The organism is Bacillus licheniformis DSM 13 = ATCC 14580 (assembly GCF_000011645.1).
Classification (GTDB): domain Bacteria; phylum Bacillota; class Bacilli; order Bacillales; family Bacillaceae; genus Bacillus; species Bacillus licheniformis.
This window is the reverse complement of sequence record NC_006270.3, coordinates 535651-559322: the sequence shown is the minus strand read 5'-3', so window position 1 is coordinate 559322 and position 23672 is coordinate 535651. Positions and strand designations below refer to the sequence as shown.

Below are 23672 nucleotides of genomic sequence, written 5' to 3'. Positions count from 1 at the left end.
TATCATTATTCTTTTCGCAAGCAAAGTTGTTTTTCCGCTAATTCATCAATTTTCAGGATTGATCAGGCAAGATCGGATTCCTTATTTCCATTATACTCCCATTTTCCAAAAACATACGGGGCACCCTTGAACTTATCATACAGGTAATTTCATAATTGATCGTCTGCAAATTTTGGGCGATTTCGTCGACTGAGATCCATTCGTCTTTTTGCTTTCCGATCAAGGTAACCTTTGTGCCGACAGGGTATTCTTCGGCAAGGGAAATCATGAACTGGTCCATGCAGATTCTCCCTGCTATTTTTTGGCGTTTTCCGTCGATCAGCACTTCCGTTCCGGCCAGGCGCCTCAGCCATCCGTCGGCATACCCGACGGGGACTGTCCCGATCCATTCGTCGCGCTGAGCTGTATATGTCGCCCCGTAGCTGACGCTCTCGCCTTTTTTAATTTTTTTCACATGGGTGAGTTCGGTATGAAGCGAAAACACTTCCCGCAGACGAAACGGCAGCTCGTCTTTTATTTCGGTTGACGGCGCCAAACCGTACATGCCGATGCCGAAGCGGACGGCATTAAATAGCTGTTCCCTGAAGCGCAGACCCGCGGCGCTGTTTGACGAATGCACCATCAAACGGTCAAGCGGGAGGGGGCTGATCAGCTCTTTAAAGCGGTCAAGCTGCATGTTGAAATAATCGGTGTCCTTTTCGTCCGCCGTGGCGAAATGAGTGAACACGCCCGTACAATTGAGCTTATCGTTCGATTCGGTCATCTCCATCATTTCTTTGATCTCTTCTTCCGTTTTGCAGCCAAGGCGGCCCATGCCCGTGTCGATCTTCAAATGATATTCAAGAGGAGCTTCGGCCTCATTCAGAAAACCGAGCACGTCTTTCAGCCAGCCGACGGAGTAGCCAGTCACGATAATGCGCTTTTCCGCGGCAATGCTTGCATATTCGGTCGGCACTGCACCGAGGACAAGAATCGGTTCTTCAATCCCCTGCGCCCTCAGCGAAAGCGCTTCATCCAATAAAGCCACAGCAAGAATGGACGCCCCTTCTGCAAGAGCCGCCTTCGCTACCTGTGCATCCCCGTGTCCGTAGGCATTCGCTTTAACGACGGCCATCAGGCGGACATGCTCGCCGATGTGCCGCTTCATATTGCGGACGTTTTCTTTTAAAGCCGTTAAATCGATTTCGGCCCATGTCTTTCTATAGAATGGTTTTAAGCTCATCATGACACTTCCTGTTCCTTGTTTCACTCGTCCTTCCCATCATACTAAAAAGTTCGGAGAAAGGGAAATTTTGCACGGGATCATCAGCCCTGAACAAAAGAAAAATTGCTGGCACGGTATACATTTTACGGAAAAGCTGTCGAAATCATACGCTTGCGACGCAAATATAAAAAAGCCTGCTTTCCGCTTCCGGGCGGAAAACAGGCTGCCGGATACGGCACAGTCTATTTCGAAGACTGTCCCTGCATGCTTTTTGCAACCATCAGAAGTTCATCTTGAGAAAGATCTTCTGATGAGATAAAGTAATCGACTCCGTCATATGTCCATGACAACGATTTATCCGTCAGTGCGCCGACCGTGAAGCCGAGGTCAACGGGCTCTCCGTTCATGGATACGGAAGTGGATGTTTTGGCGACGCGGGCTTTTTCCTGAATCAATGTAAAGGATTTTTCACCGCCATATGTGATGACGATCCGTTTGCCGTCTTCAGTCGCCATCTCTTTCTCTTCAAGCTTTTTCACGCCCTGAGGCACATCGAGCGGCGTTTTGACAGCGAAAGAGTCTGACACGTCAGCGCTTGTCGCTACGTCAATTTGAGACAGCGTCATATTTTTCTTTTCATCAAAAGAGTCTTTATCGAGCGGCTTATCGAATTCAAAGCTTGTAAACTCAACCTTTACCATCGGTTTGCGGTCGGTATCCATCACTTTAACCGATGAAGGAGCCATGGTCTTTTTATGGAAAACGATTTCCTGAGTCGGCAGCATCTGATTATGCTGATAATTCGTTTTCGTTTCAAAAATGTATTTTGAATCCTTTGCGGAAAAAGAAGCTTCCCCATCATTTTTGACATCCTTTACGAGCGATTCGAATAAGTATACCTGGCTGCTGTTATTGGGCCAGTCGCTGTGAAAGCGGAAGCTTTTATTCAGCGACGGAGTCAAAACAAACACGCCGTTTTCATTGCGCAAGATCACCTGGCTCTGGTCTTTTTTCGGGTTTTCCAAATAGACCCGGTAAAGAGAAGGTTTTTTATGCCAGATTTCCACGTTGTACTCCTGCGGTTCATTTCCCGTTTCAATGGTCATTTTCGCTTTTGCCTTATAGGACGTGTATTCTTTTGCCTTCTTGTCGAGCCCCGTCACAACATCTTCTTGCGATTTTTGGCCGCAGGCAGAAAGCATAAGGATTACAAGCAGCCCCGTTAAAAGCAAAACAAAGCTTTTTCTCACCTTTTTTCAACCCCTTTTTAATCATTGATGTAAAAAGGAAGAAACCGCTTGTTCGACTTTAACGGTACGCCATAAGAACAGGGCCGGCTGTATCGGCGTGCGTACCATAAAAGCCTGCAACGACTCGTCTCCCTTATTGCACTACCCAATATATGAGCGTGTCTCAGACAATATGCAGACTAGCATGACAACCTTCCAAAATCATTTTCTCGTCCGTACTAATCGCCGCTGCCTGTTCATAAACGTGTTACTATATATGTACGAGATCATTGTAAAGGGGCTTAAATCATAAGCATGTTTATCAGAACAGAAAATTTTCAGACGTTTATCAGGCTCTACCCGGTCACATCCGCCATATTGGCCCTGCAGCTTGCCATTTGGATTCTTTTTTTATTTCCGTTTACGGCCGTACAGATGTGGTCTGATTTATTGATTGGCTTTAACTGGGGAATAGCGAACGGAGAATGGTGGAGGTTTGTGACGCCAATCTTTATTCACGCCGGTTTCGGCCACCTGCTCTTTAATTCGATGTCGATCTTTTTGTTTGCCCCCGGGCTGGAACGAATGCTCGGGAAACTCAAGTTTCTCATCGTTTATATCGGAGCAGGAGTGATTGGCAATATCGGCACATATTTCATCGAACCGCTGGAGTATATGCATGTCGGCGCTTCGGGAGCCATTTTCGGCTTGTTCGGCGTGTACCTGTACATCGTGCTGTTTAGAAAAGAGCTGATGGGGAGCGCCAATTCCCAAATCATCGTCACCATCCTCGCCATTTCGGTTTTGATGACGTTTGTAAACCAAAATATCAATATGATGGCGCACATCTTCGGTCTGCTGGGCGGACTCGCCTTGGCTCCGCCATTGTTAAACAAAAGAGTGAACGGCTTTTAACCGTTCACTCTTTTTTCATATGAATACCATGCAATGATATCGTCCGAATCTTTCTCCTCAACATCAGCCACCGAAAACTTCTCCATTAAAACAGACGATTTTGTTGATGTATGAATCGAAACAAGCTGTTTTCTGCGCTGGAAATACGAGCGGCTGACTTCGAAAACCTGCATGCGCCTGCGTTGAATGACAGCGGTTGTTCTGCCGATGAAGCGCGATGACATGATGATTTTGCTGCCGCTGATCTTCCATCCGGCATCGCGGTATGAGAAATAGCCGATGATCCAGTAAAAAGGAATCAATACAGCGGACAAATAGCCCCATGGCGGAAACAGAATGGAAAGCGGAACGACGGCGAGAACCGGCCAGGATGCGCGCAGGATATAGCGGCGCAGCGCGCGTTTCGGCAAGCGGTTCAAATCGTCTTCCGGCGCATAATCCGGAATGAATTCGCCGAGACGCTGATTGATTATTTTTTTGCTGATGATTGGAAATAAGATGGCTGATTTATCTTCTTCCAGGACGTTTCCGCCTGCGCTGACGATCGTGACGGCTGCAAGTCCAAAAGGCTGCCTGATCAGGCTCTCCTTGATTTTAATCGCTTGAATCCGCTGGAGCGGAATCGTGATTTGTTGCTTTTCAATCAGCCCTCTGGAAATGACGATTTCTTTCTCTTTACGCACGACAGTAAAATTCGCATATTTCAAAAGCATCCCGACGATGCTGAGCAGCCATGCGATGAAAAGGGCAACAAAGGCGGCCAATGCGATGACGGCGGCACCTGCGCTGTTCAAAAAAGCAAAGCGGTCATACAGCCAATCCAAATCAAAGAAATCATCGACTTGAGTGAAAAAAGCGAATACCCCTGAAATAATAACGCCGATGCCGCTTGAGGTTGAAGCGGCGGTTAAGAGCTCCTGGCCGGTCATTTTGTACATCATTACCGGCTCTTCCGCTTCCTCCGCCTCTTCAGCAGTTTCTTCCAGCGGAACCGGGACATCGGTCCCCGTGTCTTCCGCCGCTTTTTTCCTTTCGAAAAGCGCTTGCTGAATACGTTCGGCTTCTGCCTGGGTAATGGCGACCAGGGAAACTTCCGCTTCCGTTCCTCCGCTTGCCGTTTCGACTTGAAGCTTCACCAGCTTGAACATTTGTTGAATGAGGCCTGCGCTTGTGTTGATCGTTTGAATCCGTTCGATCGGAATATACCTTTTTTTCTTATTGATCAAGCCTTCCTCTATTCGCAATTCATCCTCTTCGATACGGTATGTAAATTTGCTCCACTTGATGATGCTCGTCACAACCAAAGCAATGAAAAACAGCACGGCCGCGGCGATCGCTATCATTTTGACTGTTTGCGATTGATTTAAAAAAATCACCACGCCAAATGGAATGATAAAATTTTTAACCGTCTCAACAAGGCCTTTGATAAAGTTGAGAATGACGGCGGCAGGGTGCATGCGTCTCGGTTCAGACATCATCTTCAGTCACCCTTGCCAGCCTGGAAATGGAATCTCTGAGCTGATCGGCCTCTTCAACATCCAAAGCGGGAATGGAATGGGTCGTCGCTGCTGTTGAAATTTGCACGGAGGCGAGATTATATTTTCTGAGGATGGGGCCCTGCGATGTATCAACATGCTGGACTCTGACCATCGGAACGATCACGCGGGTCACCACAAAGATGCCGTGCTGAATATCAATTTCGTTCTCATGGACTTCGTAGCGCCAGACTCTGTGGCGGATATTCGGAATCATGATAATGATGACAAATGAAATCCCCAGCCAAACGGCCGCTGACAAAATGCCGATCCATACCGGCCACTTAAATATCACCCCGGCGGCAATCAGGCCTGCTGCAGCCAGCATTAAAACGAATGATGTGATACAAGCCGTGATTCTCCAGACTTTAACGCCATCACGGCTGATTTGATTTTTCGGCTCGCTTCTCAAAACTCGATTCCCCCAATCTCATTCTATTTACGGTCTTCGGTCTGAAAATGTTTCGTTTAAAGGCTTTAGTTTTTAAAAAAAGGCGAATCCGTAAAAAAGGATCCGCCTTTTGATTATGAATTATATGATTTTTTTTGGCGTCTGTCATTCGAAGAACGCTTTTTATCATAAGATGAACGATTGTTCTTTCCTCTGTAGCCGCCGCCGTCTCTGCGTTTTGATGAACGGTGGTGGTGATTTTTGTTTCGCTTCGTTCTGAGCGGAGCCTCTTCCGTCAAACGGACAGGTGTGTTGTCCGGCTCTTTAGTCATCATTTTAATGGCAGCCGCAACAACTGTCACAGAATCATGGTCTTCCAATAATTCCGCTGCAGCCGTCATATAGAAGTTCAGGTTATTTTCCTCGATGATCGTCCGGATGCGGTCAACCGTCACCTGCTGCTGTCCTTCAATGGCCTCATCGAGAGTCGGTGCTTTCATGCGGTCCATTTTGCGTTTTGTCGTCTGCTCGATGGCGCGCAGCATATCCTTTTCACGCGGTGTAATGAAGGTCATCGCCATTCCTGTTTTGCCCGCGCGTCCCGTTCTTCCGATGCGGTGAACATAGCTCTCAGGATCTTGCGGCACATCGAAGTTGTAGACGTGCGTTACACCTGAAATATCAAGGCCGCGAGCCGCAACGTCTGTCGCAACGAGCACTTCAATCGCGCCTTGCTTAAATTTCCGGAGTGCAACCATCCGCTTCGCCTGGGTCAAATCTCCGTGAATTCCTTCAGCTGTATACCCGCGCAGATTAAGCGCTTCTGTCAGTTCATCGACACGGCGCTTTGTCCGGCCGAATACGATCGCCAATTCCGGAGACTGGATGTCAAGAAGGCGTGTCAGCGTATCAAACTTTTTGCGTTCATGAACTTCTAGGTAGAACTGCTGGATGTTTGATACTGTCATTTCTTTTGCTTTCACTTTTACGTGCTCCGGGTTGGTCATGAAACGTTCTGCAATCCGCTTAATCGGAGCAGGCATTGTTGCAGAAAACAGCAATGTCTGGTGTTCAGCAGGCACATTGGAAAGGATGGATTCGATATCTTCGATGAATCCCATGTTCAGCATTTCATCCGCTTCATCAAGCACAACGGTGTTCACTGTTTGAAGACGCATTGTGCGGCGGTTGATATGGTCAAGCAGACGACCAGGTGTGCCGACGATAATATGAGGGTTTTTCTTAAGCGCGCGAATCTGGCGTCCGATATCCTGTCCTCCGTAAATCGGCAGCACGCGAGCGCGTTTATCCTGTCCAATTTTATATAGCTCTTCAGAAACTTGAATGGCTAGTTCACGAGTAGGTGCGATAACAATGGCTTGAATGTTAGGAGACTCGGGGTTGATTTTCTCAACAAGGGGGATGCCAAATGCAGCCGTTTTTCCTGTTCCCGTTTGCGCTTGTCCGATCACATCTTTATTTGCAAGGCCGAGTGGAATCGTTTGTGCCTGAATCGGTGTTGCCTCTTCAAATCCCATACGCTTGATTGCTTTTGTGAGATCAGAACTTAATTGAAAATCTTGAAACGTTATTGTCAATGTATTCAAACTCCTTCTGCTTACTGTTTCAGTAATCGTGTTTTATCAATAAAAACTGCCCTTTGTGCAAAGGACAGGTCCATACTTATGCAAAGCCCGAATTACTTTACATGTTATATTACCATTCCATTATACGTTTTTCAACAAGATGAGAATGAGCGGTGTGCTCTCTCGCCGGTTCGGCAGTCTCCTATGAACCTCGGGCGAAGCCGTCCGTCCGCGCAACTAAAGCCCGCCCGAAGGCGTCCTTTACACATTGTAACACAGGCATGTGCTGCTTTCGACAGCATACGTTCATTTTTTCCCTGTCAGCATCCCGGATTATTTTTTGCAGATTTCCGTTCAATTATTTATTTTTTTATAGATTCAATCGGCGTTTTTTTGAGGAACGCCTCAACGGTTTGAAATAGGATAGAGGAGTTTTCTTCAAGGCAGACATGGTGCTTGGATTCCGGCAAGAGGCACAGCTCTTTTTCTTCGGAAGGAATGGTTTCATACAAGTAATACGCGCTTGACACCGGCACGATGGCATCACACTCCCCCTGAACAATGAGCACAGGGATCCGGAGGTTTTTCAATGCAGGCTTTGTCATCTTGACGAGCTTGCGAAACTGAAATGCAGAAGACACCGGAGTGCTTGTCAGCTTTTGTTTGTACCTTTTGTAAAGCAGATTATCCTCTAGCTTGCCTTGCAGTGAATCTTTGATCACATTCTTCAAATCCTGGATCAGCTGTCCCGGGCTGATGTACTGGGCGGCCGCACTCAACAGGACAAGGCGGCTGACCGGATATTTTCCGGCTAAATAGCCGGCAATCATCCCGCCCATTGAAAATCCGATTAAAAATACCGTATCACACGTTTTCAACAAGCGGATGAGCTCCACTTCAGCACAAGCGATCCATTCCTGAAAACAGACGCCTTTTAAAACCGGCATCTCACCGTGCCCGGGGAGCGTGATCATTTCAACTTGCCAATCTGCCGTTTGTTTTAAATGAGAAGCCAGCGGTTCCAATTCATACGGCGCTCCGGTAAATCCGTGAATGCATAAACATCCTATCATGACCATTCACCCGTTTTCTTTTACTGATCATCACATAAAAAACGACTTTATGATTCAAAGTTCCCTTACAAATCTTTTATAACATCCTCAAGGCGCATGCCTCTGGACGCTTTGACGAGGATTAAATCCCCTGTATTCGCTTTTTCTTTCAGTGTCTTTTTCAAACTGTCTTTTTCTTCCGGGTTGAAATGAAGGACGCGGTGTTCCGGGAAATGTTTAAGCGCCCCTTTTGCAATATATGCACCGAGTTCTCCATACGTAAATAAAAAGTCGATCGAGTCCGGGTTGACCGCCTGCCCGATTTCTTCATGAAACGCTTTTTCTCCTTCTCCGAGCTCCAGCATATCGCCGAGAACAAGAATCTTCTTGCCGTATCCCTTCATCTGTTCGACAAGCTCGATCGCCGCTTTCATCGATGTCGGGCTGGCATTATAGGCGTCATTAATGATCGCAACGCCGTCCGGCGTCTTTACTAGCTCAAGCCGCATTCCGGTCACTTTCAGTTTAGTCAGCCCTTCTGCAATGTGAGCGCGGCTGACATTCAAGAGGTCTCCGGCCGCAATCGCGGCTAATGCGTTTTTCACATTATGCTTTCCAAGGACCGGGATGAAGAACCCGTTTTCGATTCCTCTCACGCGGAATGCCGTCCCCTCTTCAGTCTGTGTCATATCCTCAAGCTGATAATCGAAAGCCGGATCCTCTCCAAACGTCTTTGTATCGTAAGGCGGCTGGTTCAGCCTTTCGGTGAGCAGCGGTTCATCTCCGACATAAATGAGTGTGCCTTCTTTTGAAAGCCCATTGACAATTTCGAGCTTCGCCTCTGCAATTCCTTCTCTTGATCCGAGTTCAAGGAGGTGTGATTCACCAATGTTTGTAATGACTGCAATATCAGGCCGCGCCAGACGAGTGAGAAAATCGATTTCTCCTTTGGCGCTCATCCCCATTTCCAAAATGGCGACTTCTGTGTCTTCGGGCATCGCCAGAATCGTCAGGGGCAGGCCGATATGGTTATTGTAGTTTCCTTCTGTCTTATGCACTTTATACTCAGTGCCCAAAACAGCATGAATCATGTCTTTTGTCGTCGTTTTTCCGTTTGAACCGGTCACGCCGACGACTTTTACGTCCAGCTGATTCCTGTATGCCTTCGCAAGCTTCTGCAGCGCTTCCAGCGTATCGTCAACTAAAATGACCGGCTTCCCTTCCGGAGGATTCGGTTCACTTCGGTTCCACAGCACGGCCGCAACGCCTTCCTGAAAAGCCTGCTCTGCAAAAACGTGTCCGTTGAACCGCTCGCCTGCAAGCGGAATAAACAGTTGGCCTTTCGCCAGTTTTCTCGAATCGGTTGAGACGCCTTTGATGAGACGCCCTTCAAAAGCTTCATTCGTCAAAACGCCTTCCGACATTTCAGCAATTTCTTTTACCGTTCTTGTTATCATGTATGTCCCTCTCTTTCTTCTGCAAGGAAAAGAGACACTACCACAAATAAGGATAGTGTCTGCAGCTGTATCTAAGGGCGAACCGCCTTCAGCGCCTTTCTCCATGAAAGCTCCCGGATTCGGTCCGCTCCGTCCCGTTAAAATGTATGTTTAATCTGCTGTTTTTCTTCGTGGCGCTCGATTGCCAAAGCGACAAGCTTTTCAATCAGTTCAGCGTACTCAACCCCTGATTGCTTCCAGAGAAGCGGAAACATGCTGAACGGGGTGAATCCCGGCATCGTATTGACTTCATTGATCAGGACCCTGCCTTCATTTGTAAGGAAAAAGTCCGCTCTCACAAGGCCTGAACCGTCAATCGCCTGAAACGCTTTGACCGCCATGCTGCGCATTGTTTCGTATTCGTCTTCTGTCAGGGAAGCCGGAATAATCAAATCAGTATCGCCGTCTTCATATTTTGCTTTATAGTCATAAAAGTCTTTCTTCGGAGCGATTTCCCCCGCGACTGAGCAGACAGGTTCATCATTCCCTAAAACGCCGAGTTCTATTTCCCGTCCGATGACGCCCTCTTCAACGACAATTTTCCGGTCATATTGGAATGCAAGCTCAAAGGCTTGGTCAAGCTCTTCACGGCTTCTGCATTTGCTGATCCCGACGCTTGATCCAAGGTTGGCCGGTTTTACAAAGCACGGATAGCCAAGTTCCCCTTCCACTTGAGCATAGCATTCTTCTTTAGACTGACTCCAAGTTTTTTTCAAAAATGAAACGTATTTCGCCTGGTCAAGACCTGCCTGTGCAAACAGATGCTTCATGACCACTTTATCCATGCCCGCAGAGGAAGCCAAGACTCCGTTGCCCACATATGGCACATTCAATAGTTCAAGCATCCCTTGAATGGTGCCGTCTTCCCCATTCGGTCCGTGCAAAAGCGGGAAAACAACATCGATAGAGTCTTCTTTTGCATCAGCTTCGCCAGGAAACATATCGCGGTTCAACACAGCCGGAGAAAATGTCTGGCCCGTCTGTTCAAATTGCAGCATTTTCACATTTGAAACCGGTTCTGTCAGTTGCGGCCCTCTCACCCACTCGCCTTTTTCTGTTATATAAATCGGGTGTATATCAAATTTTTCAGTATCTAATGCTTTCGTGACGGCCAGCGCGGTTTGCAGAGAAACGTTATGCTCCGCTGATTTTCCGCCGTATACCAATCCTAATCTTGTCTTCAATTCGTACTCCCCCCACTGGATTCATCTTTACTATCTTATCACTTTCCCGGGAAAATGATCTAATTATTTTAATACGGTCTAAAAACAGCATATAAAAAGCATTTGTATGTAAATCCTTTTCATTTTATATTAAAATGGCATTGAAAAGGAGAGGTTGCAATTGAAAAAAATCACAACAGAAGCGCAATTTAATGAATTGATCCAATCCGATAAAGAAATCATCGTCAAATTTTACGCTGACTGGTGCCCGGACTGCACACGCATGAACATGTTCATCGGAGACATTCTTGAGGCTTATCAGGAAAATGACTGGTATGAGCTGAATAAAGACGACCTTCCTGAACTTGCCGACAAGTACCAGGTCATGGGCATTCCAAGCCTGTTGATTTTCAAAAACGGCGAAAAAACGGGACACCTTCACAGCGCAAATGCCAAAACGCCTGAAGAAGTGAATGAATTCCTGGCTGAACATATTAGCTAATTCGTTTAAAGTCCTGATTTTTTGTCTGAACCGCCGGACATGGGAGCACCCCCATGTCCTTTTTATACAAGACGGGACAGCAGCAAAATTTGTTTCATAAAAGAATGAGCTTTAAAAAATTCGACACGAGTATTTCCCGGGAAACTTAAAATGTCGAAATTTCATAAAAAGTTCTTGATTCGTTTTTTATATTCCGGTAGAATGTTTTTTGTTCCTATTTTGCAATTATTTTTTCTAGTTGTGAAGCCCTTGTCGGCTTCTTTTTTTATATATTCTTTTGGATAATAATTCATATTTTTCGATTTTATTCAATATTCTTTCGAAGATGTCGCTTTACATTCGGTGATCAGGTTTAGTATAATGCAATTAATTGATAATGATTATCAATATCACTAATGGTTGACGAGGTGATCACATGGCCCCTCAATTAAAGAAAGCGGTGGAAATGAGAAAGAAACAACTCATTCAGCGTCTTATCCAGCTTGGCATATATAAAAAAGAAGAGCGCCACCTCTACGAATTGTCTTTAAGCGAACTTGAAAGCGAATACCAATCCATCAAGAAAGGCGGATAAACATGTCAAAACGGAAGATTAAAACCTTTCATCAGCTTGTCGAAGAATATAAAAAAGAAATCGCCAAGAACCCGAAAGAAATGGAAGTCATTTATGACAAGATCGACCGCAGACACGAGAACCGCCTTTTGGCCATTTCAAAAGCAAAACAAACATAAAAAAGAAGCCGCTGATTTTGAACGGCTTCTTTTAGCGGATCGACACCCCGCTAAAGCTTAAAGAATGACAAAACTATTCGCTGAATGCAATTCCTGCAAGCTTGGCGATTGTCGCATCATCCATCGGCGGGTTGTGGAGGCCCGCCCGGACATCGCGGTAGAATCTTTGGAGCGGGTTCGTTCTTGCGAGACTTTTCGCTCCGACGACTCTCATCGCCTTGTCTACGACATCAATGGCCGTATTCGTTACCGTGTGCTTAACCGCTCCAAGCTCACCTGTCAAAAGGGCGCGGCGCTCCGGATCATCATAAAGCTCTGCAACATGATACATAAAGTGGCGGGCTTTCATGAGTTCCAGATCGATTTCGCCGATATGGCGCTGAACAGCGGGCACCTCTTTGATCGGACCTTTCAAGCTGTTCGGCTGATAGTCTTTTGCAAATTGGACAGCATAGTCTCTCGCTGCTTGTGCGATCCCTAAATAGACAGCCGGTATATGAAGCAGCCAGCCGTTGATTTTATCGGTTCTTTTACCAGCCAACAGTTCAACAAGCATGGATTCGTCCAGACGGACATCGGTCAGCACCAAATCGTGGCTTCCCGTGCCCCTCATCGCCGCCATATCCCACGTTTCTTCTATTGCCAAGCCTTCCGCATCTTTATGGATCAAGAAAACGCCGATCATTTGCTTCTCTTCAATCCAAGCGGTGACAAGAAAATAGTCGAGAACCGGAGACATCGTTGTGAATGTTTTACGGCCGTTTACAATCCAGCCGCCGTTCTTTTTGACTGCATGGGTTCCGGGGCGTCCTCCTCTTGTCGGGCTGCCTGTCTGCGCTTCACTTGCCGCTCTGTTGATCAGCGCGCCCTTTAATGCTTCATGGGAAAGCGATGAAAACACATCCCGGTCCCAGCTGTTTCCCTCCGCCAGTTCCCCCATCACGCTTAAGTGCCAGCCGATGCTGAGAGCCGTCGGTCCGTCTCCTTTGGCAAGCCGTTCCTGAAACAAAAGCATATCGTAGAGCGAAATGCCTTCTCCTCCGTAATCTTTTCCGACCGTCAGCGCTGTGTAGCCTGAATCCCGCAGCTTTTGAATATGTTCTGCGGGAAATTGTGCATGTTCGTCATAGTACGCTGCTGTTTTCTCAAATTCATCCGCCAATTTTCCGATTTTATCGAGCCATTCCTGCTGCCTTTCCGTTTTCACAAATATTGAACACACGCCGGCATCCTCCTGACCAAATTCCGATAGATTTAATAAGTATTATAGTTCGTTCTCGGCTCGTTGTGCAAATGATAGCCTTGGCAAAACAAAAAAGCCCACCTTCAGCGAGGTGCGCTTTTGACTAAACGGCTTGACCGCCGCGGCGGTCAACCTTCATACCGAGATAAATCAGCATGTAGGTTAAGTAGCCCATCGTGATCGTGAGGCCGCCGAAGAAGAAATCGGAAAAAAGCGGTTCTTCATATGCGGCGATTCCGGCCAGCACGATCCAGCTTCCATAAAGGTATGCCATAAAGAGGCGGACGCCGTTTTTCAATTTATATAACAGAAACAAACCTGCAAGCGAAAATAGTCCGAGCGCAAGTCTAAAATATACGAGATGATCAAAGTTAAAGGCAAAAGAAACAAATGAAAATGACAGCAGCAATACAATCGGCAACGCCGTAATAAACTTTTTCATAGATGTCTCATCCCCCATTCCCTTCCTAAAATTATAATTGAGAATAGGAGATTCACACGGTAATTACGACATATTTCACAAAAATGTCATTCCTTTTGTCACACTTTGGACAATTATTTATACCTTCATATCGCGTTTGCAAAAGCCCCACCATGCCGTTCCGAGAAAAAACACGAGATGGATAAAGACGATGAAGAGCGAGAATAAAGGCGTCATCCCGGCAAAAAGCGGCTTTGCCTCTCCGGCGTACTGCGTTAAATCGGTATTGGCGAACAATAAAAACTTGCCGAGCGGCTTTTCCAAATACGCCATAATCGTCACAAGCATTTTGGCGCCGTACAGCACGACAATCGACACCATGATGCTGAGCGCGCTGCTTTTGAATAATGCCGAGCATAAAAACGCAAATGAAACCATCATCCATACTTCAAACCACTGCGTCCCGATCATTTTCACCGTATTGATAAAGAGCGGCTCCGCTTTTTCGTCGAGCTTCACGCCGAAAAAGAGCAGGCCGAACAATATAGAAAATCCGTAGTAAATAATAAAAAGCCAAATGCTTGCGAGCACGCTCGTCACGTATTTAGAAACGAGAATCTTTTCTCTTCTGACAGGGCGGATCAGCAAAAACTTGATCGTCTTTTTATCATATTCAAAGGATATAATTGAAGCCGCCACCACAATCGAAAGCCCCTGCAAGAGGATATTCAGGTTTGGGGTGAATGAAAAATAGCCGATAAAATGATCCTCTGCCCCGGCGCCCATCAGGATTCTTTTGGTGATGAGCGCGAGGAGAAATTGAAAGACTACAATCAGCGCCAGCGATACAAATGTTACTTTGCGCTTCAGCAATTTAACATGCTCGTTTTGAATCAGTTTAAACATCAGCATTCCTCTCTTCTATTCCATTCGTCCGCGCCATATATTCATCCTCAAGAGACTGCTTAAACGGAGCGATCGAATAGACGTCAATATCATTGGCGACAAGCTGTTGATTTAAAGCCGGAATTTGCGCTTTCTCCACCTTTACGGCAAGCAGGCCTTTTTCGGTGCGAGCTTCGTATCCTTGGTCTTTCAGCCACTGAAGCGCTTTGTCATGAGGCTGTACCTCCAGCATCGCCTTTTCCTGTTTCTCGTCCGCTTGATTAAGGACGACAGTTGATTTGATTTTCCCTTTTTGAAGGATGACGACCCGGTCGCATAAATCTTCCACTTCCTTCAGCAAGTGAGTCGCAAACAGGATCGCCGTTCCTTCTTCTTCGGCGAGTTCACGCAAGTGTTCGCGGAAATCTTTCATTCCCGCCGGGTCCAATCCGTTCGTCGGCTCGTCCAAAATCAGCAGTTTTGGCCGGTGAAGAATCGCCTGGGCAATACCGAGGCGCTGTTTCATTCCAAGCGAGTATGTTTTGACCTTGTCTTCTGCGGCATCTTCAAGGCCGACTCTGCTGATGACTTCCTCCAGTCTTTCCCGTCCGATTCCAGCGTGCATATTTGCATAGTGCTTCAGATTTTCATAGCCTGTCAGATACGGATAGAATTCAGGATTTTCTACAATGGCTCCGACGGACTGGATCGCTTTTTCAAATTGGCGGTCAATCGGAAAGCCGTTTATGACAATTGATCCGCTCTTCATTTTGATTAAACCGGTGATCAATTTGATGAGGGTCGTTTTTCCTGATCCGTTCGGACCAAGCAGACCGATGATCTCCCCTTCATCCGCCGTTAAGCGGATATCTTTCAATATCGTTTTGCCGTCTATGATTTTATCAACATTTTCTATATGTAAAACAGGCTGCTTTGTCATAGCCCCCTCCTCTTTCCAAAAAAATAAACAGTGCCGAAAAGGCACTGTTTGATTATATCATTTCTTAAGTTACACGGACACTTCACTATGAGGGGCTTCGATTTTGCCGTGTTTCTTTTCCGTCTCGGTGACGATGACCGCACATGCTGCATCGCCTGTTGTATTGACAGCCGTACGAATCATGTCCAGAAGTCGGTCAATTCCCAATATTAGCGCAATTCCCTCAACTGGAAGGCCAACTGTTTGAAGAACCATGGCGAGCATAATGAGTCCGACACCCGGAACACCCGCTGTTCCGATGCTGGCAAGCACTGCCGTGAGAACAACCATCAACAGCTGTGTGAGCGACAGGTCATTGCCGTACACCTGAGCGATAAAGACTGTTGCCACCCCTTGCATGATCGCCGTTCCGTCCATGTTGATCGTAGCTCCGAGCGGCTGGACAAAGCTTGAGATCGGCTCTGGAACTTTCAGCTTTCTTTGAGCGACATCCATCGAAACCGGAAGCGTCGCGTTGCTGCTGGACGTACTGAAGGCAACAAGCATAACCTCTGAAAAATCTTTAAAGAATGTGAGCGGGTTCCGCTTTGCCAGAAGCGCAATCGCTGCGCCGTATGTGACGATGGTATGAATGAACAGCGCCAGAATAACGACGATCATATAAAGCCCCATTGCTTTAATGGCGTCCCAGCCCTGGCTTCCGATTGCCCCGGCAATCAAGCCGAACGTACCGTACGGCGCGAACTTCATGACAAGATTGACCAGGTACATCATCAGATCGTTACCCTGTTCAACCACTTTGAGAAGAGCGTCCGCTTTTTTGCCCAGCATCGTAATTCCGAGACCGACCAAAATGGAGAAAGCAATGATTTGCAGCATATTTCCTTCAGCCATTGCCTGAACCGGGTTTGTCGGAATGATATTCAAAAGCGTGTCAGAAATGCTTGGCGCTTTCTGGGCTGAATATTCCGCAGCGCTTGTATCATATGTTCCGATCGTTCCAGGTTTGATGACCAACGCTAAAACAAGTCCGATAATAATGGCAATTGCAGTAGTTATTAAAAAGAAAGAAATCGTTTTGGCACCGATTCTGCCCAATTTCTTTGGATCTCCAAGTCCTGCTACCCCTAAAGTCAGAGAAAAGAAAACAATCGGTACAACGAGCATCTTGATTAAGTTAAGGAAGATCGTGCCGAGCGGCCCGAATAAAAATGTATTAAGCTTGCTGAATAAATCCGGTGAAGTGACGTTCAGTATAATACCGACGACTGCACCGAGCAATAGAGCGATAATAATTTTTGTTGCTAACTTCATATAACATATCTCCCCTTTCTAAAAAAAGCCCATGAGAGATCTCCCACGGGCTTTTACCATTAAAATTGGTTCCACATGACTCTCTTCACGTTGATGAGGTTAGCTGACGGGTTCGGACGAAGAGATGTCCGTCTTTCGGTTCGCACGGGAACAGAAAAATTCACCCCAAATGATCGGGTCCCCCACTCCTACTAAAGGATTAAACGTGTGGCGCTATTTCGTTATATAACAGTTATACCTGAAAATTCGAAATATGTAAACCGAATTTTTCGATTTACAAATATATGCTATTTTCGTGTGCCTGCTGTTCGGTTTTTCTCCTGATTTGTAACATCAAGTATATCAAGCAGGAAAACAAATATTGGAATACCGATAATTAAACCCCAAATCCCAATAAAATGTTCAGAAAAAATCAGCACGATAAACGTGAAGAAAATCGGCAGCTCCGTCTTTGCGGACATCAATTTCGGATTGAGGAAATAGGCCTCTATCGCATGGACGATCATGATGACCAATACCAGTGATACGATATAAGCGATTCCGCCGATGCTGTAGGCGATAATGCTTAACGGAATAAGGGAGAGCACAACGCCTGCGACCGGAACCAGCCCGAGGAAAAACACCATGACGGCAAGGCCGAAAAGCTGAGGAAAACCCATAATGGCGAGGGCAATGGTCGTCAGTGCGCAATTGATGGTGGCGATAATAAACTGAGCCTCAAGCACCTTGCCGAACGTTCTCGTGAATTTTTTCCCAAAGTAAGCAATTTCCTCGTAGAAAATAGCTATTTTGCTCGTCTTAAATTTATCCATTAAGCTCATGACTTTGTCTTTTTCGATCAATAAGAACATGCTGAGAACCAATGACATAACCACCTGCAGGCCAAACGTGCTGATATCCGTGATATATGTATAGATAAAGTTAAGACCCTTTTCCAAATAGGATGTCAAATTGATATCGCCGAACATACCGGTGATCATATCGAGAAAAGGAATGCTGTCAGGGTGAGAAGCGATATGCTTTCCTTGTTTGATCAGCTGCTGAATCTGGGTGACGATTACGGGGTAATAGACCACACCGCCGATCGAAAGCGCGATGGCAAGAGCCGCATACAAACAAGAAATAATCAGTCTCTGGCTGACTTTAATAAAGCGGTTTAAAAAACCGCGGATCACATTTTCCAGACGGTTCATCAAAAACGTAAAGATAAATGTGAGCAATATGAGATTCATCATGCTGCGGAACAGATATAAAACCCCCGCCAATACAACAAAAACTGAAAAACGCCTGACCCCAGGATGCTGAAAAAATTTAATCAACGCTGCCATTCGGTACACTCCCACCAGTACTTTAGTCCTTAACTTTTAGCATTCAAACTTTTATAACTACAATTTGATGCATCATCTGTAAATTATATAACAAAACAGACCGGAAATCTCTTCAGAAGATCAATAATTTATAATAATTTAATATGGGCGTTCAAGCGGCAGCGGCAGGCATCTTCATAAAAAGAGAGGGGCTGTTTGTCAGCCCCTCTCTTCACCGCACATTAACCGCTTCTTCTTTGGCGTCCGCCTTTTTCGCCGTTTTCTTGATAGAACTCCTTGTCATGGTTGCGGCTTGTGGCTTCTCCGCCTTTTTTACCGATCTCCTGGTAGAATTCTTTGTCATGGTTTTTGCTTGTGGCTTCTCCGCCCTTTTCACCGATTTCTTGGTAGAATTCTTTATCATGGTTGCGGCTTGTGGCTTCTCCGCCTTTTTCGCCGATTTCCTGGTAGAACTCTTTGTCATGGTTGCGGCTTGTGGCTTCCCCGCCTTTTTCGCCGATTTCCTGGTAGAATTCTTTGTCATGGTTTTGGCTTGTAGCTTCTCCGCCTTTTTGACCGATCTCTTGGTAGAATTCTTTATCATGGTTTTGGCTTGTTTTTTCTCCGCCTTTTCTGCCTGCTTCTTCCCTGCTCATTTTGTTGTCGTCATTATTGTTTGCCATTTTTGATTCCTCCTTTTGAAGTGTTATGGTTTTTACATTCCACATTTCAAAAAGAGTAAACACAAATAGCACATTCACGAAAGAGAGTGTGGATCGCGCAATCGTCCGCTGCCCATTACCGTCCATTCCGGTACCGGAGCCGGCGTATTGTTCTGCAGCGTTTCAGATATCTCGGCAGGATCTTCAAACAGCGTAATGTTGATGGATTCGAATGTGCCTTTCTGATGCGTTCTTTCATATATCTCATCATGATGTTCCGCCATAAAGTTCAAATAATCGTGCTTCGATTTCCAAAGCGCCAGGACGACGGCTTCCGGCCCGTCTTCTGTTTCCATCCATCCGCCCCACTGCCTGATGAATCCGCTGACGTTTTGCAGCGGAGCCCATTTGGCCTGCGCCTCGCTGAATGCTTGAAGCTTTTGTTCGGCTGATTTGCACCGTATCAGCTTCAGCACATTCCCTTCCGCGAACGGGACGGTTTCCGCATTAGTTTTTTCTATACAAAGGTTAACCGACCTGACATCAGCGCGTGTCCGGTGAATGACGCCTTTCGGAATCAGCAGGGAATCATTCGCTTTCAGAACTTCTGTGGGGCGATCCTGAAAATCGATCAACAGCTCCCCTTCCAAAACAATAAACAGTTCATCTGAGCCGGGATGGATATGCCATACGTATTCGCCCTCCAAAACGGCAATTCGCATACAATGGTCGTTCACTTCCGAAACAAGAAAATTGGCGTGCTTTTCTGCGACTTCCTTTGTCAATTCAAGAAGATTCGTTTTGCGATCCATCGGCTTCCCCCGCTTTTGATTTGATTTTCTCCAGAACTTATTTTACCATTTGACTTTTGCGCGTGCGCCTTTTAAAGTGTTGGATATTGGTGAAAAAACGGTTTGAACCTACAGAAGAGGTGTACATCATGCAAAATCAAAACGGAAAAGCCTCAGGGCTTTTGCCGCTGTTTTTATTTGTTTGTTTATTCGTTGGATCAGGCTTGATCACAGGCGACTTTTACAGCCTGCCAATCGTGGCCGCGGCGCTTGCGGCATCGGTTGTCTCACTGGCGATGAACAGGAAGGAGAAGCTCAGCCAAAAGACGGAGTGGTTTGCGAAGGGCGCCGGGCACCCCGACATAATGATCATGGTGATGATCTTTATTTTGGCCGGAGCGTTTTCATCAGCCGCAAAGGCGATGGGGGCCGTCGAATCAACCGTTAATCTCGCGCTTTCATTTGTACCGGGGCAGTTTATGGTTGCCGGTTTATTTATCATCGCTGCGTTTATCTCTGTGTCGATGGGCACGTCAACCGGAACGATTGCTGCGCTCGCTCCGATCGCAGCGGGGATTAGCGCTGAAATCGGCGTTCCGGCGGCATATTCGGTTGCTGCGGTTGTGGGGGGCGCGATGTTCGGCGATAACTTATCATTTATTTCCGATACGACCATTGCCGCTGTCCGCACTCAAAAGACGAAAATGTCGGACAAGTTTAAAACGAATTTCCTGATCGTTCTGCCTGCCGCGGTTGCCACGGTCATTCTGCTGATGGTGTTCTCAGCCGGAGGGCATCCCGGAGCACAAGCCGGGACTTACAGCTGGGTGAAGGTGCTGCCGTATCTCGGGGTTCTGATATTTGCCCTTCTCGGATTTAATGTTATGGCCGTTATTTTCGGCGGCATCGTATTAGCCGGGGTAATCGGAATTTCCGACGGAAGCCTGACGCTTCATACGTATTTGACGGCGATAACCGAAGGCATCGGCGGGATGTCTGAACTGATCATTTTATCGCTTCTGATTGGCGGAATGGCGGAAATGATGAAGCGAAACGGCGGGATCGCGTTTCTCCTTCAATTTGTATCGCGGAGAATCCGTTCAAAAAAAGGAGCTGAAGCGGGCATTGCCGGCCTTGTCAGCGCGGCAAACCTGGCGACGGCCAACAATACGATTGCCATCATTACAGCGGGGCCGCTGGCAAAAGATTTATCTGACAGGTACGGAATCGACAACAGGAAATCGGCGAGCATCCTTGATATTTTTTCCTGTGCGGTTCAAGGATTGATTCCTTACGGTGCACAAATGCTGTCAGCTGCACAAATCGCGAAAATATCGCCTATCAGCATCCTTCCTTATTCTTTTTATCCGATTTTAATCGGCGTCTGCGGCATTTGCGCGATTATCTTCAGACTGCCTCGCTTTACAGAAAAAGCGTAACTCTATAAGAAAGGCTGCCGTTATCAAACGGCAGCCTTTTTATCCCTCTGTTTCTGTCGCGTCCAGCTCCGCAAGCCTTTCCATGATGCGCCGCTTTTTATACATCATCATCCCTGTTTCGGCAACACCGTTCACCATCGAACGATTTGAGATTGCACCAAAAAGGATTCCTGCTACTGGCACCATTTGAAACAGCTTTTTCCATCCGAAAGAATCGCGGTATGTATAAACAACTTCCCGCCAGCCTTGAATTTGCGAAATCATATTTTCACGGGAGCCTGATGGTTGATGGTATCGGCTGAGTTCCTGAATGATCGCCCTTTTCCCGACAATATCAGCAGCGCTGAGCTGCAGACATTTAATAATAAACATCCGCTCCGTTTTTTCTTTAGGATCGTAGCCGTAAGATACCGCGATGTCCTGCAATGTCTTTAAAGAAAGGCCGAGGATTGCGGGAATATCGACGGCAAGCGTGAACAAGCCGCCCACACCGGTTGTCGCTCCTTGGACTGCTGCGGTATTCGCCCTGTTTTTCCCGAGATTTTCACATATTTGATCCATCACTTCCAAAGGAGCCCATTGAATATCTTCAATCGTTTCGATCGTTTCATCCGGCAGCTTTTTTTGAAACTGGCGGATCAGATGCTTTTCGGACGTCAAATATTGGCCTCCATTTTGAATAAAGCCGCCGATTTCGTCTAGCAGCAGGCCGATTTTATCTTGAATGAATGCCGGCGTAAGCTTGTCCAGAACTTTGAACGGCAGCCGGCCGATCCTTTCCCAAAACCATGCTTTCTGCTGTTCCTTTTCCCATTTTTCAATTTTTTTCAGTTCGTTTTCCAAATCTGTTTTGTCGTAGCGCACGGAAGGTTCGCCCTCTCATTTGTGTTTTTTTATAGTATACAATGATTCATCTGATGAATCCGTGTTTTTTGATCGGCATCCAGCGGGTAAAACTTTATGAAAAAGGAGGAATGGCCAAATGCCATGGTCAATGGAAGACTATCCTGCTTCATTGAAACATTTGGACAAACCGGTGAAAAAGAAAGCTATTGAAATTGCGAATGCGATGGTTGACGAAGGATACGACGAAAGCCGGGCAATTCCGATTGCGACGAGTCAGGCGAAGGAATGGGCGGATAACAGAAGCAAAAGCGAGCTTAAATCCTATGCAGAAAAAGCCGATGAAACAAAACGTGGTGACAGCGGTTCGAGCAGCAGGCCGGAGCTTGCGGAAAAGTGCGAGCATGTCATCAAACATGAAAAAGGCTGGGCAGTCAAAGCCGAAGACGCTAAGCGGGCCAGCGAAGTAAAGGATACAAAAGCAGAAGCCGTCGAACGGGCGAAAGAAATCGCCGAAAATAAAGGAACCGCCGTCGTCGTCCATAAAAAAGACGGCAGTGTTGAGCGGAAGATCAGGATGAACTAGCGAGACGCTCCGTTTTTGGAGCGTCTTACTTTCTCCCCGCCAACTCCAATACGGCATCCGCTGCTTTTTGATAGCCGCCGGCATTGCGGAGCGAGCGGCCGATTTTGGCGGCGTCGTCTTTATAGGAGCGGTTTTCAAGCATATCTTTAATCGTTTTTTGTAAAACAGCCGGGGAAAGTTCATTTTTGTCCAGCTTGATCCCGGCGCCTGTACGTTCCACCTGATCAGCGACGAAAAACTGGTCTGCCCCCATCGGGATGACGATGAGCGGTGTATCAAAGTAAAGGCCTTCATTTGTACTGTTCATACCGCCGTGTGTGACAAATACATCAGCTTGTTTCAAAACCTCCAATTGCGGGATATACGGCCTCACGATAAAATGATCCGGTATGCTGCCGAGATCCCTAGGATCCGTTGATTTCCCGACAGACATGACCACCTTGCCGTCAAAGTCTTTCAGCGCTTCGATACACATATGATACAGCTCTTTTTGCTGATTAAAGATCGTGCCCATCGAGATCACGATGACGGTTTCCCCCTCCAGCTCGGCGAACGGGAAGCTTCCCGGATCCTGCCTGCTCGCAATCGACGGCCCTACAAACAAATAGTCACTTCCAAATCGTTCGGCATGAGGCTGAAACGCTCTGGAAGTAAAGACAATCGTGATATCCCCCGGACAGGAGAATACGTCAAACGGCTTGTCGAGACTGACAGGATACCGCTCACTTAATTCGCCGAGGGATCCTTTCAATTTTTCAAAATAAGGCGAGCTTTCAAGGTCGCCTTGCGGGGTAAACGTTTTTGCAAACTGCTCGTCCATTGCAAATGTCGTGCATAACGAAACGCTCGGCAGCTCAAGCATTTCAGCAATAATTTTCCCCGCTAAGAAGTGATGGTCATATATCACATAATCATAAGATTCACTCTTGACTTCCCGGTAGATGAACTGAACGATCTCATTGACTTTACTTGACATATTGTAAACCACTTCGGCAAAGTCCATCTTTTCTTTTTTCTTCCCGGGTGATAGAACCTCTCTGAAATCCGGGTATAAACGGACTTCTGCGCCTGTTTTTTTAATTTTTTCAGCGTATTCCTCAACTGCATAATATACGATGCTTTCCCCTCGCCTTTGCAGCTCCTTTGTGACGCCGATAGAAGGATTGATGTGCCCTTCCCCCGGGAAATTAATCATCAGTACATGTCCCATCATAGATCTTCCTTTCTCATACGAAAATTTTATATAAGGAAATTTACTACAAATAGATAAATGAAGTAAAGAAATTTAATTAAGTTAATAATAAATAAACATAATTATTTGACCATTTGTCTGTTTCTTCATATCTTTCCTTTAAATTTTTTTGGCATGCAAATGAGCGTATGTCATTAGATAAAACAGGCTTTTTATTACTTGACAGCCCCATGTCGGAAGACGA

Annotated in this window: 23 protein-coding genes, 2 pseudogenes and 1 riboswitch; of the genes and pseudogenes, 6 read left to right on the top strand and 19 right to left on the bottom strand. The window is 46.5% G+C overall.

The window, feature by feature from the left end:
* Positions 1–52: 52 nt before the first annotated feature.
* Entirely contained in the window at positions 53–1222 is a 1170-nt protein-coding gene (gene alr, locus TRNA_RS24240; protein WP_011197569.1) for an alanine racemase, read from the bottom strand.
* Between the two features lie 224 nt (positions 1223–1446).
* Positions 1447–2406, bottom strand: coding sequence for a LolA family protein (locus TRNA_RS24235; protein ID WP_152847888.1), 960 nt, complete (start codon positions 2404–2406; stop codon positions 1447–1449).
* A 342-nt stretch (positions 2407–2748) separates the two neighbouring features.
* Between TRNA_RS24235 and TRNA_RS24230 the strand changes: the two genes are divergently transcribed.
* Entirely contained in the window at positions 2749–3348 is a 600-nt protein-coding gene (locus TRNA_RS24230; RefSeq protein WP_003179118.1) for a rhomboid family intramembrane serine protease, read from the top strand.
* Here the strand turns inward: TRNA_RS24230 and TRNA_RS24225 are convergent.
* The 6 genes from TRNA_RS24225 to TRNA_RS24200 form a co-directional block, all read right to left on the bottom strand.
* Complete coding sequence (locus TRNA_RS24225) at positions 3345–4826, bottom strand: PH domain-containing protein (RefSeq protein WP_009330132.1); 1482 nt, start codon at positions 4824–4826, stop codon at positions 3345–3347. The two genes, TRNA_RS24230 and TRNA_RS24225, sit on opposite strands and share 4 nt — an antisense overlap.
* Positions 4816–5295: a PH domain-containing protein gene (locus TRNA_RS24220; protein WP_009330134.1), complete on the bottom strand. Its 480-nt coding sequence runs from the start codon at positions 5293–5295 to the stop codon at positions 4816–4818. Before TRNA_RS24220 ends, TRNA_RS24225 begins: the two co-directional genes overlap by 11 nt.
* Before the next feature lie 113 nt (positions 5296–5408).
* On the bottom strand, positions 5409–6872 hold the full coding sequence (cshA, locus tag TRNA_RS24215; RefSeq protein WP_003179112.1) for a degradosome RNA helicase CshA: 1464 nt from the start codon (positions 6870–6872) through the stop codon (positions 5409–5411).
* Positions 6873–7222: 350 nt separating this feature from the next.
* Positions 7223–7933: an alpha/beta hydrolase gene (locus TRNA_RS24210; RefSeq protein WP_011197568.1), complete on the bottom strand. Its 711-nt coding sequence runs from the start codon at positions 7931–7933 to the stop codon at positions 7223–7225.
* 65 nt (positions 7934–7998) lie between these two features.
* The gene (locus TRNA_RS24205) at positions 7999–9369 is read right to left on the bottom strand and encodes a UDP-N-acetylmuramoyl-tripeptide--D-alanyl-D-alanine ligase (RefSeq protein ID WP_003179108.1); all 1371 of its coding nucleotides are present in this window, start codon (positions 9367–9369) and stop codon (positions 7999–8001) included.
* 137 nt (positions 9370–9506) lie between these two features.
* A complete protein-coding gene (locus tag TRNA_RS24200; RefSeq protein ID WP_003179106.1) occupies positions 9507–10592 on the bottom strand; it encodes a D-alanine--D-alanine ligase in 1086 nt (361 codons plus the stop codon).
* A 160-nt stretch (positions 10593–10752) separates the two neighbouring features.
* Between TRNA_RS24200 and TRNA_RS24195 the strand changes: the two genes are divergently transcribed.
* The 3 genes from TRNA_RS24195 to fbpB all read left to right on the top strand — a co-directional run bounded on the left by TRNA_RS24195 (position 10753) and on the right by fbpB (position 11805).
* Complete coding sequence (locus TRNA_RS24195) at positions 10753–11073, top strand: thioredoxin family protein (RefSeq protein WP_003179104.1); 321 nt, start codon at positions 10753–10755, stop codon at positions 11071–11073.
* A 415-nt stretch (positions 11074–11488) separates the two neighbouring features.
* Positions 11489–11647 carry a Fur-regulated basic protein FbpA gene (gene fbpA, locus TRNA_RS24190; protein WP_003179102.1) on the top strand — a complete coding sequence of 53 codons (159 nt, stop codon included), beginning with the start codon at positions 11489–11491 and terminating at the stop codon, positions 11645–11647.
* 2 nt (positions 11648–11649) lie between these two features.
* Positions 11650–11805 carry a Fur-regulated basic protein FbpB gene (fbpB, locus tag TRNA_RS24185; protein WP_003179099.1) on the top strand — a complete coding sequence of 52 codons (156 nt, stop codon included), beginning with the start codon at positions 11650–11652 and terminating at the stop codon, positions 11803–11805.
* A gap of 73 nt (positions 11806–11878) precedes the next feature.
* On the opposite strand, the gene TRNA_RS24180 is transcribed toward fbpB, so the two are convergent.
* The 9 genes and pseudogenes from TRNA_RS24180 to TRNA_RS44335 all read right to left on the bottom strand — a co-directional run.
* Entirely contained in the window at positions 11879–13027 is a 1149-nt protein-coding gene (locus TRNA_RS24180; protein WP_011197567.1) for an acyl-CoA dehydrogenase family protein, read from the bottom strand.
* Positions 13028–13151: 124 nt separating this feature from the next.
* Positions 13152–13490 (bottom strand): hypothetical protein, encoded by a 339-nt coding sequence (locus TRNA_RS24175; protein WP_009330142.1) that lies wholly within the window; start codon positions 13488–13490, stop codon positions 13152–13154.
* 117 nt (positions 13491–13607) lie between these two features.
* Entirely contained in the window at positions 13608–14375 is a 768-nt protein-coding gene (locus TRNA_RS24170) for an ABC transporter permease (RefSeq protein ID WP_003179094.1), read from the bottom strand.
* Positions 14368–15294, bottom strand: coding sequence for an ABC transporter ATP-binding protein (locus TRNA_RS24165; protein WP_003179091.1), 927 nt, complete (start codon positions 15292–15294; stop codon positions 14368–14370). The genes TRNA_RS24170 and TRNA_RS24165 overlap by 8 nt, the downstream gene beginning before the upstream one ends.
* Positions 15295–15363: 69 nt before the next feature.
* The gene (locus tag TRNA_RS24160; protein ID WP_003179089.1) at positions 15364–16608 is read right to left on the bottom strand and encodes a dicarboxylate/amino acid:cation symporter; all 1245 of its coding nucleotides are present in this window, start codon (positions 16606–16608) and stop codon (positions 15364–15366) included.
* 74 nt (positions 16609–16682) lie between these two features.
* A riboswitch (cyclic di-AMP (ydaO/yuaA leader) is annotated at positions 16683–16824 on the bottom strand.
* A gap of 71 nt (positions 16825–16895) precedes the next feature.
* The gene (locus tag TRNA_RS24155; protein ID WP_003179087.1) at positions 16896–17936 is read right to left on the bottom strand and encodes an AI-2E family transporter; all 1041 of its coding nucleotides are present in this window, start codon (positions 17934–17936) and stop codon (positions 16896–16898) included.
* Positions 17937–18157: 221 nt separating this feature from the next.
* A complete protein-coding gene (gene gsiB, locus TRNA_RS24150) occupies positions 18158–18598 on the bottom strand; it encodes a glucose starvation-inducible protein GsiB (protein WP_011197566.1) in 441 nt (146 codons plus the stop codon).
* A gap of 74 nt (positions 18599–18672) precedes the next feature.
* Positions 18673–19038: pseudogene (locus TRNA_RS44340) on the bottom strand (YdbC family protein); the annotation flags it as partial.
* Between the two features lie 21 nt (positions 19039–19059).
* A pseudogene (locus tag TRNA_RS44335) lies at positions 19060–19389 on the bottom strand (cupin domain-containing protein); the annotation flags it as partial.
* A gap of 128 nt (positions 19390–19517) precedes the next feature.
* Between TRNA_RS44335 and TRNA_RS24140 the strand changes: the two are divergent.
* Positions 19518–20807, top strand: a complete 1290-nt coding sequence (locus TRNA_RS24140; RefSeq protein ID WP_011197565.1) for a Na+/H+ antiporter NhaC family protein — start codon at positions 19518–19520, stop codon at positions 20805–20807.
* Positions 20808–20846: 39 nt separating this feature from the next.
* Here TRNA_RS24140 and TRNA_RS24135 read toward each other — a convergent pair whose 3' ends face one another.
* Positions 20847–21671 (bottom strand): EcsC family protein, encoded by an 825-nt coding sequence (locus TRNA_RS24135; RefSeq protein WP_003179078.1) that lies wholly within the window; start codon positions 21669–21671, stop codon positions 20847–20849.
* A gap of 118 nt (positions 21672–21789) precedes the next feature.
* On the opposite strand from TRNA_RS24135, the gene TRNA_RS24130 reads away from it, so the two are divergent.
* Entirely contained in the window at positions 21790–22236 is a 447-nt protein-coding gene (locus TRNA_RS24130; protein WP_011197564.1) for a DUF2188 domain-containing protein, read from the top strand.
* A 25-nt stretch (positions 22237–22261) separates the two neighbouring features.
* Here TRNA_RS24130 and TRNA_RS24125 read toward each other — a convergent pair whose 3' ends face one another.
* Positions 22262–23446 carry a macrolide family glycosyltransferase gene (locus TRNA_RS24125; RefSeq protein ID WP_011197563.1) on the bottom strand — a complete coding sequence of 395 codons (1185 nt, stop codon included), beginning with the start codon at positions 23444–23446 and terminating at the stop codon, positions 22262–22264.
* Positions 23447–23672 lie beyond the last annotated feature (226 nt).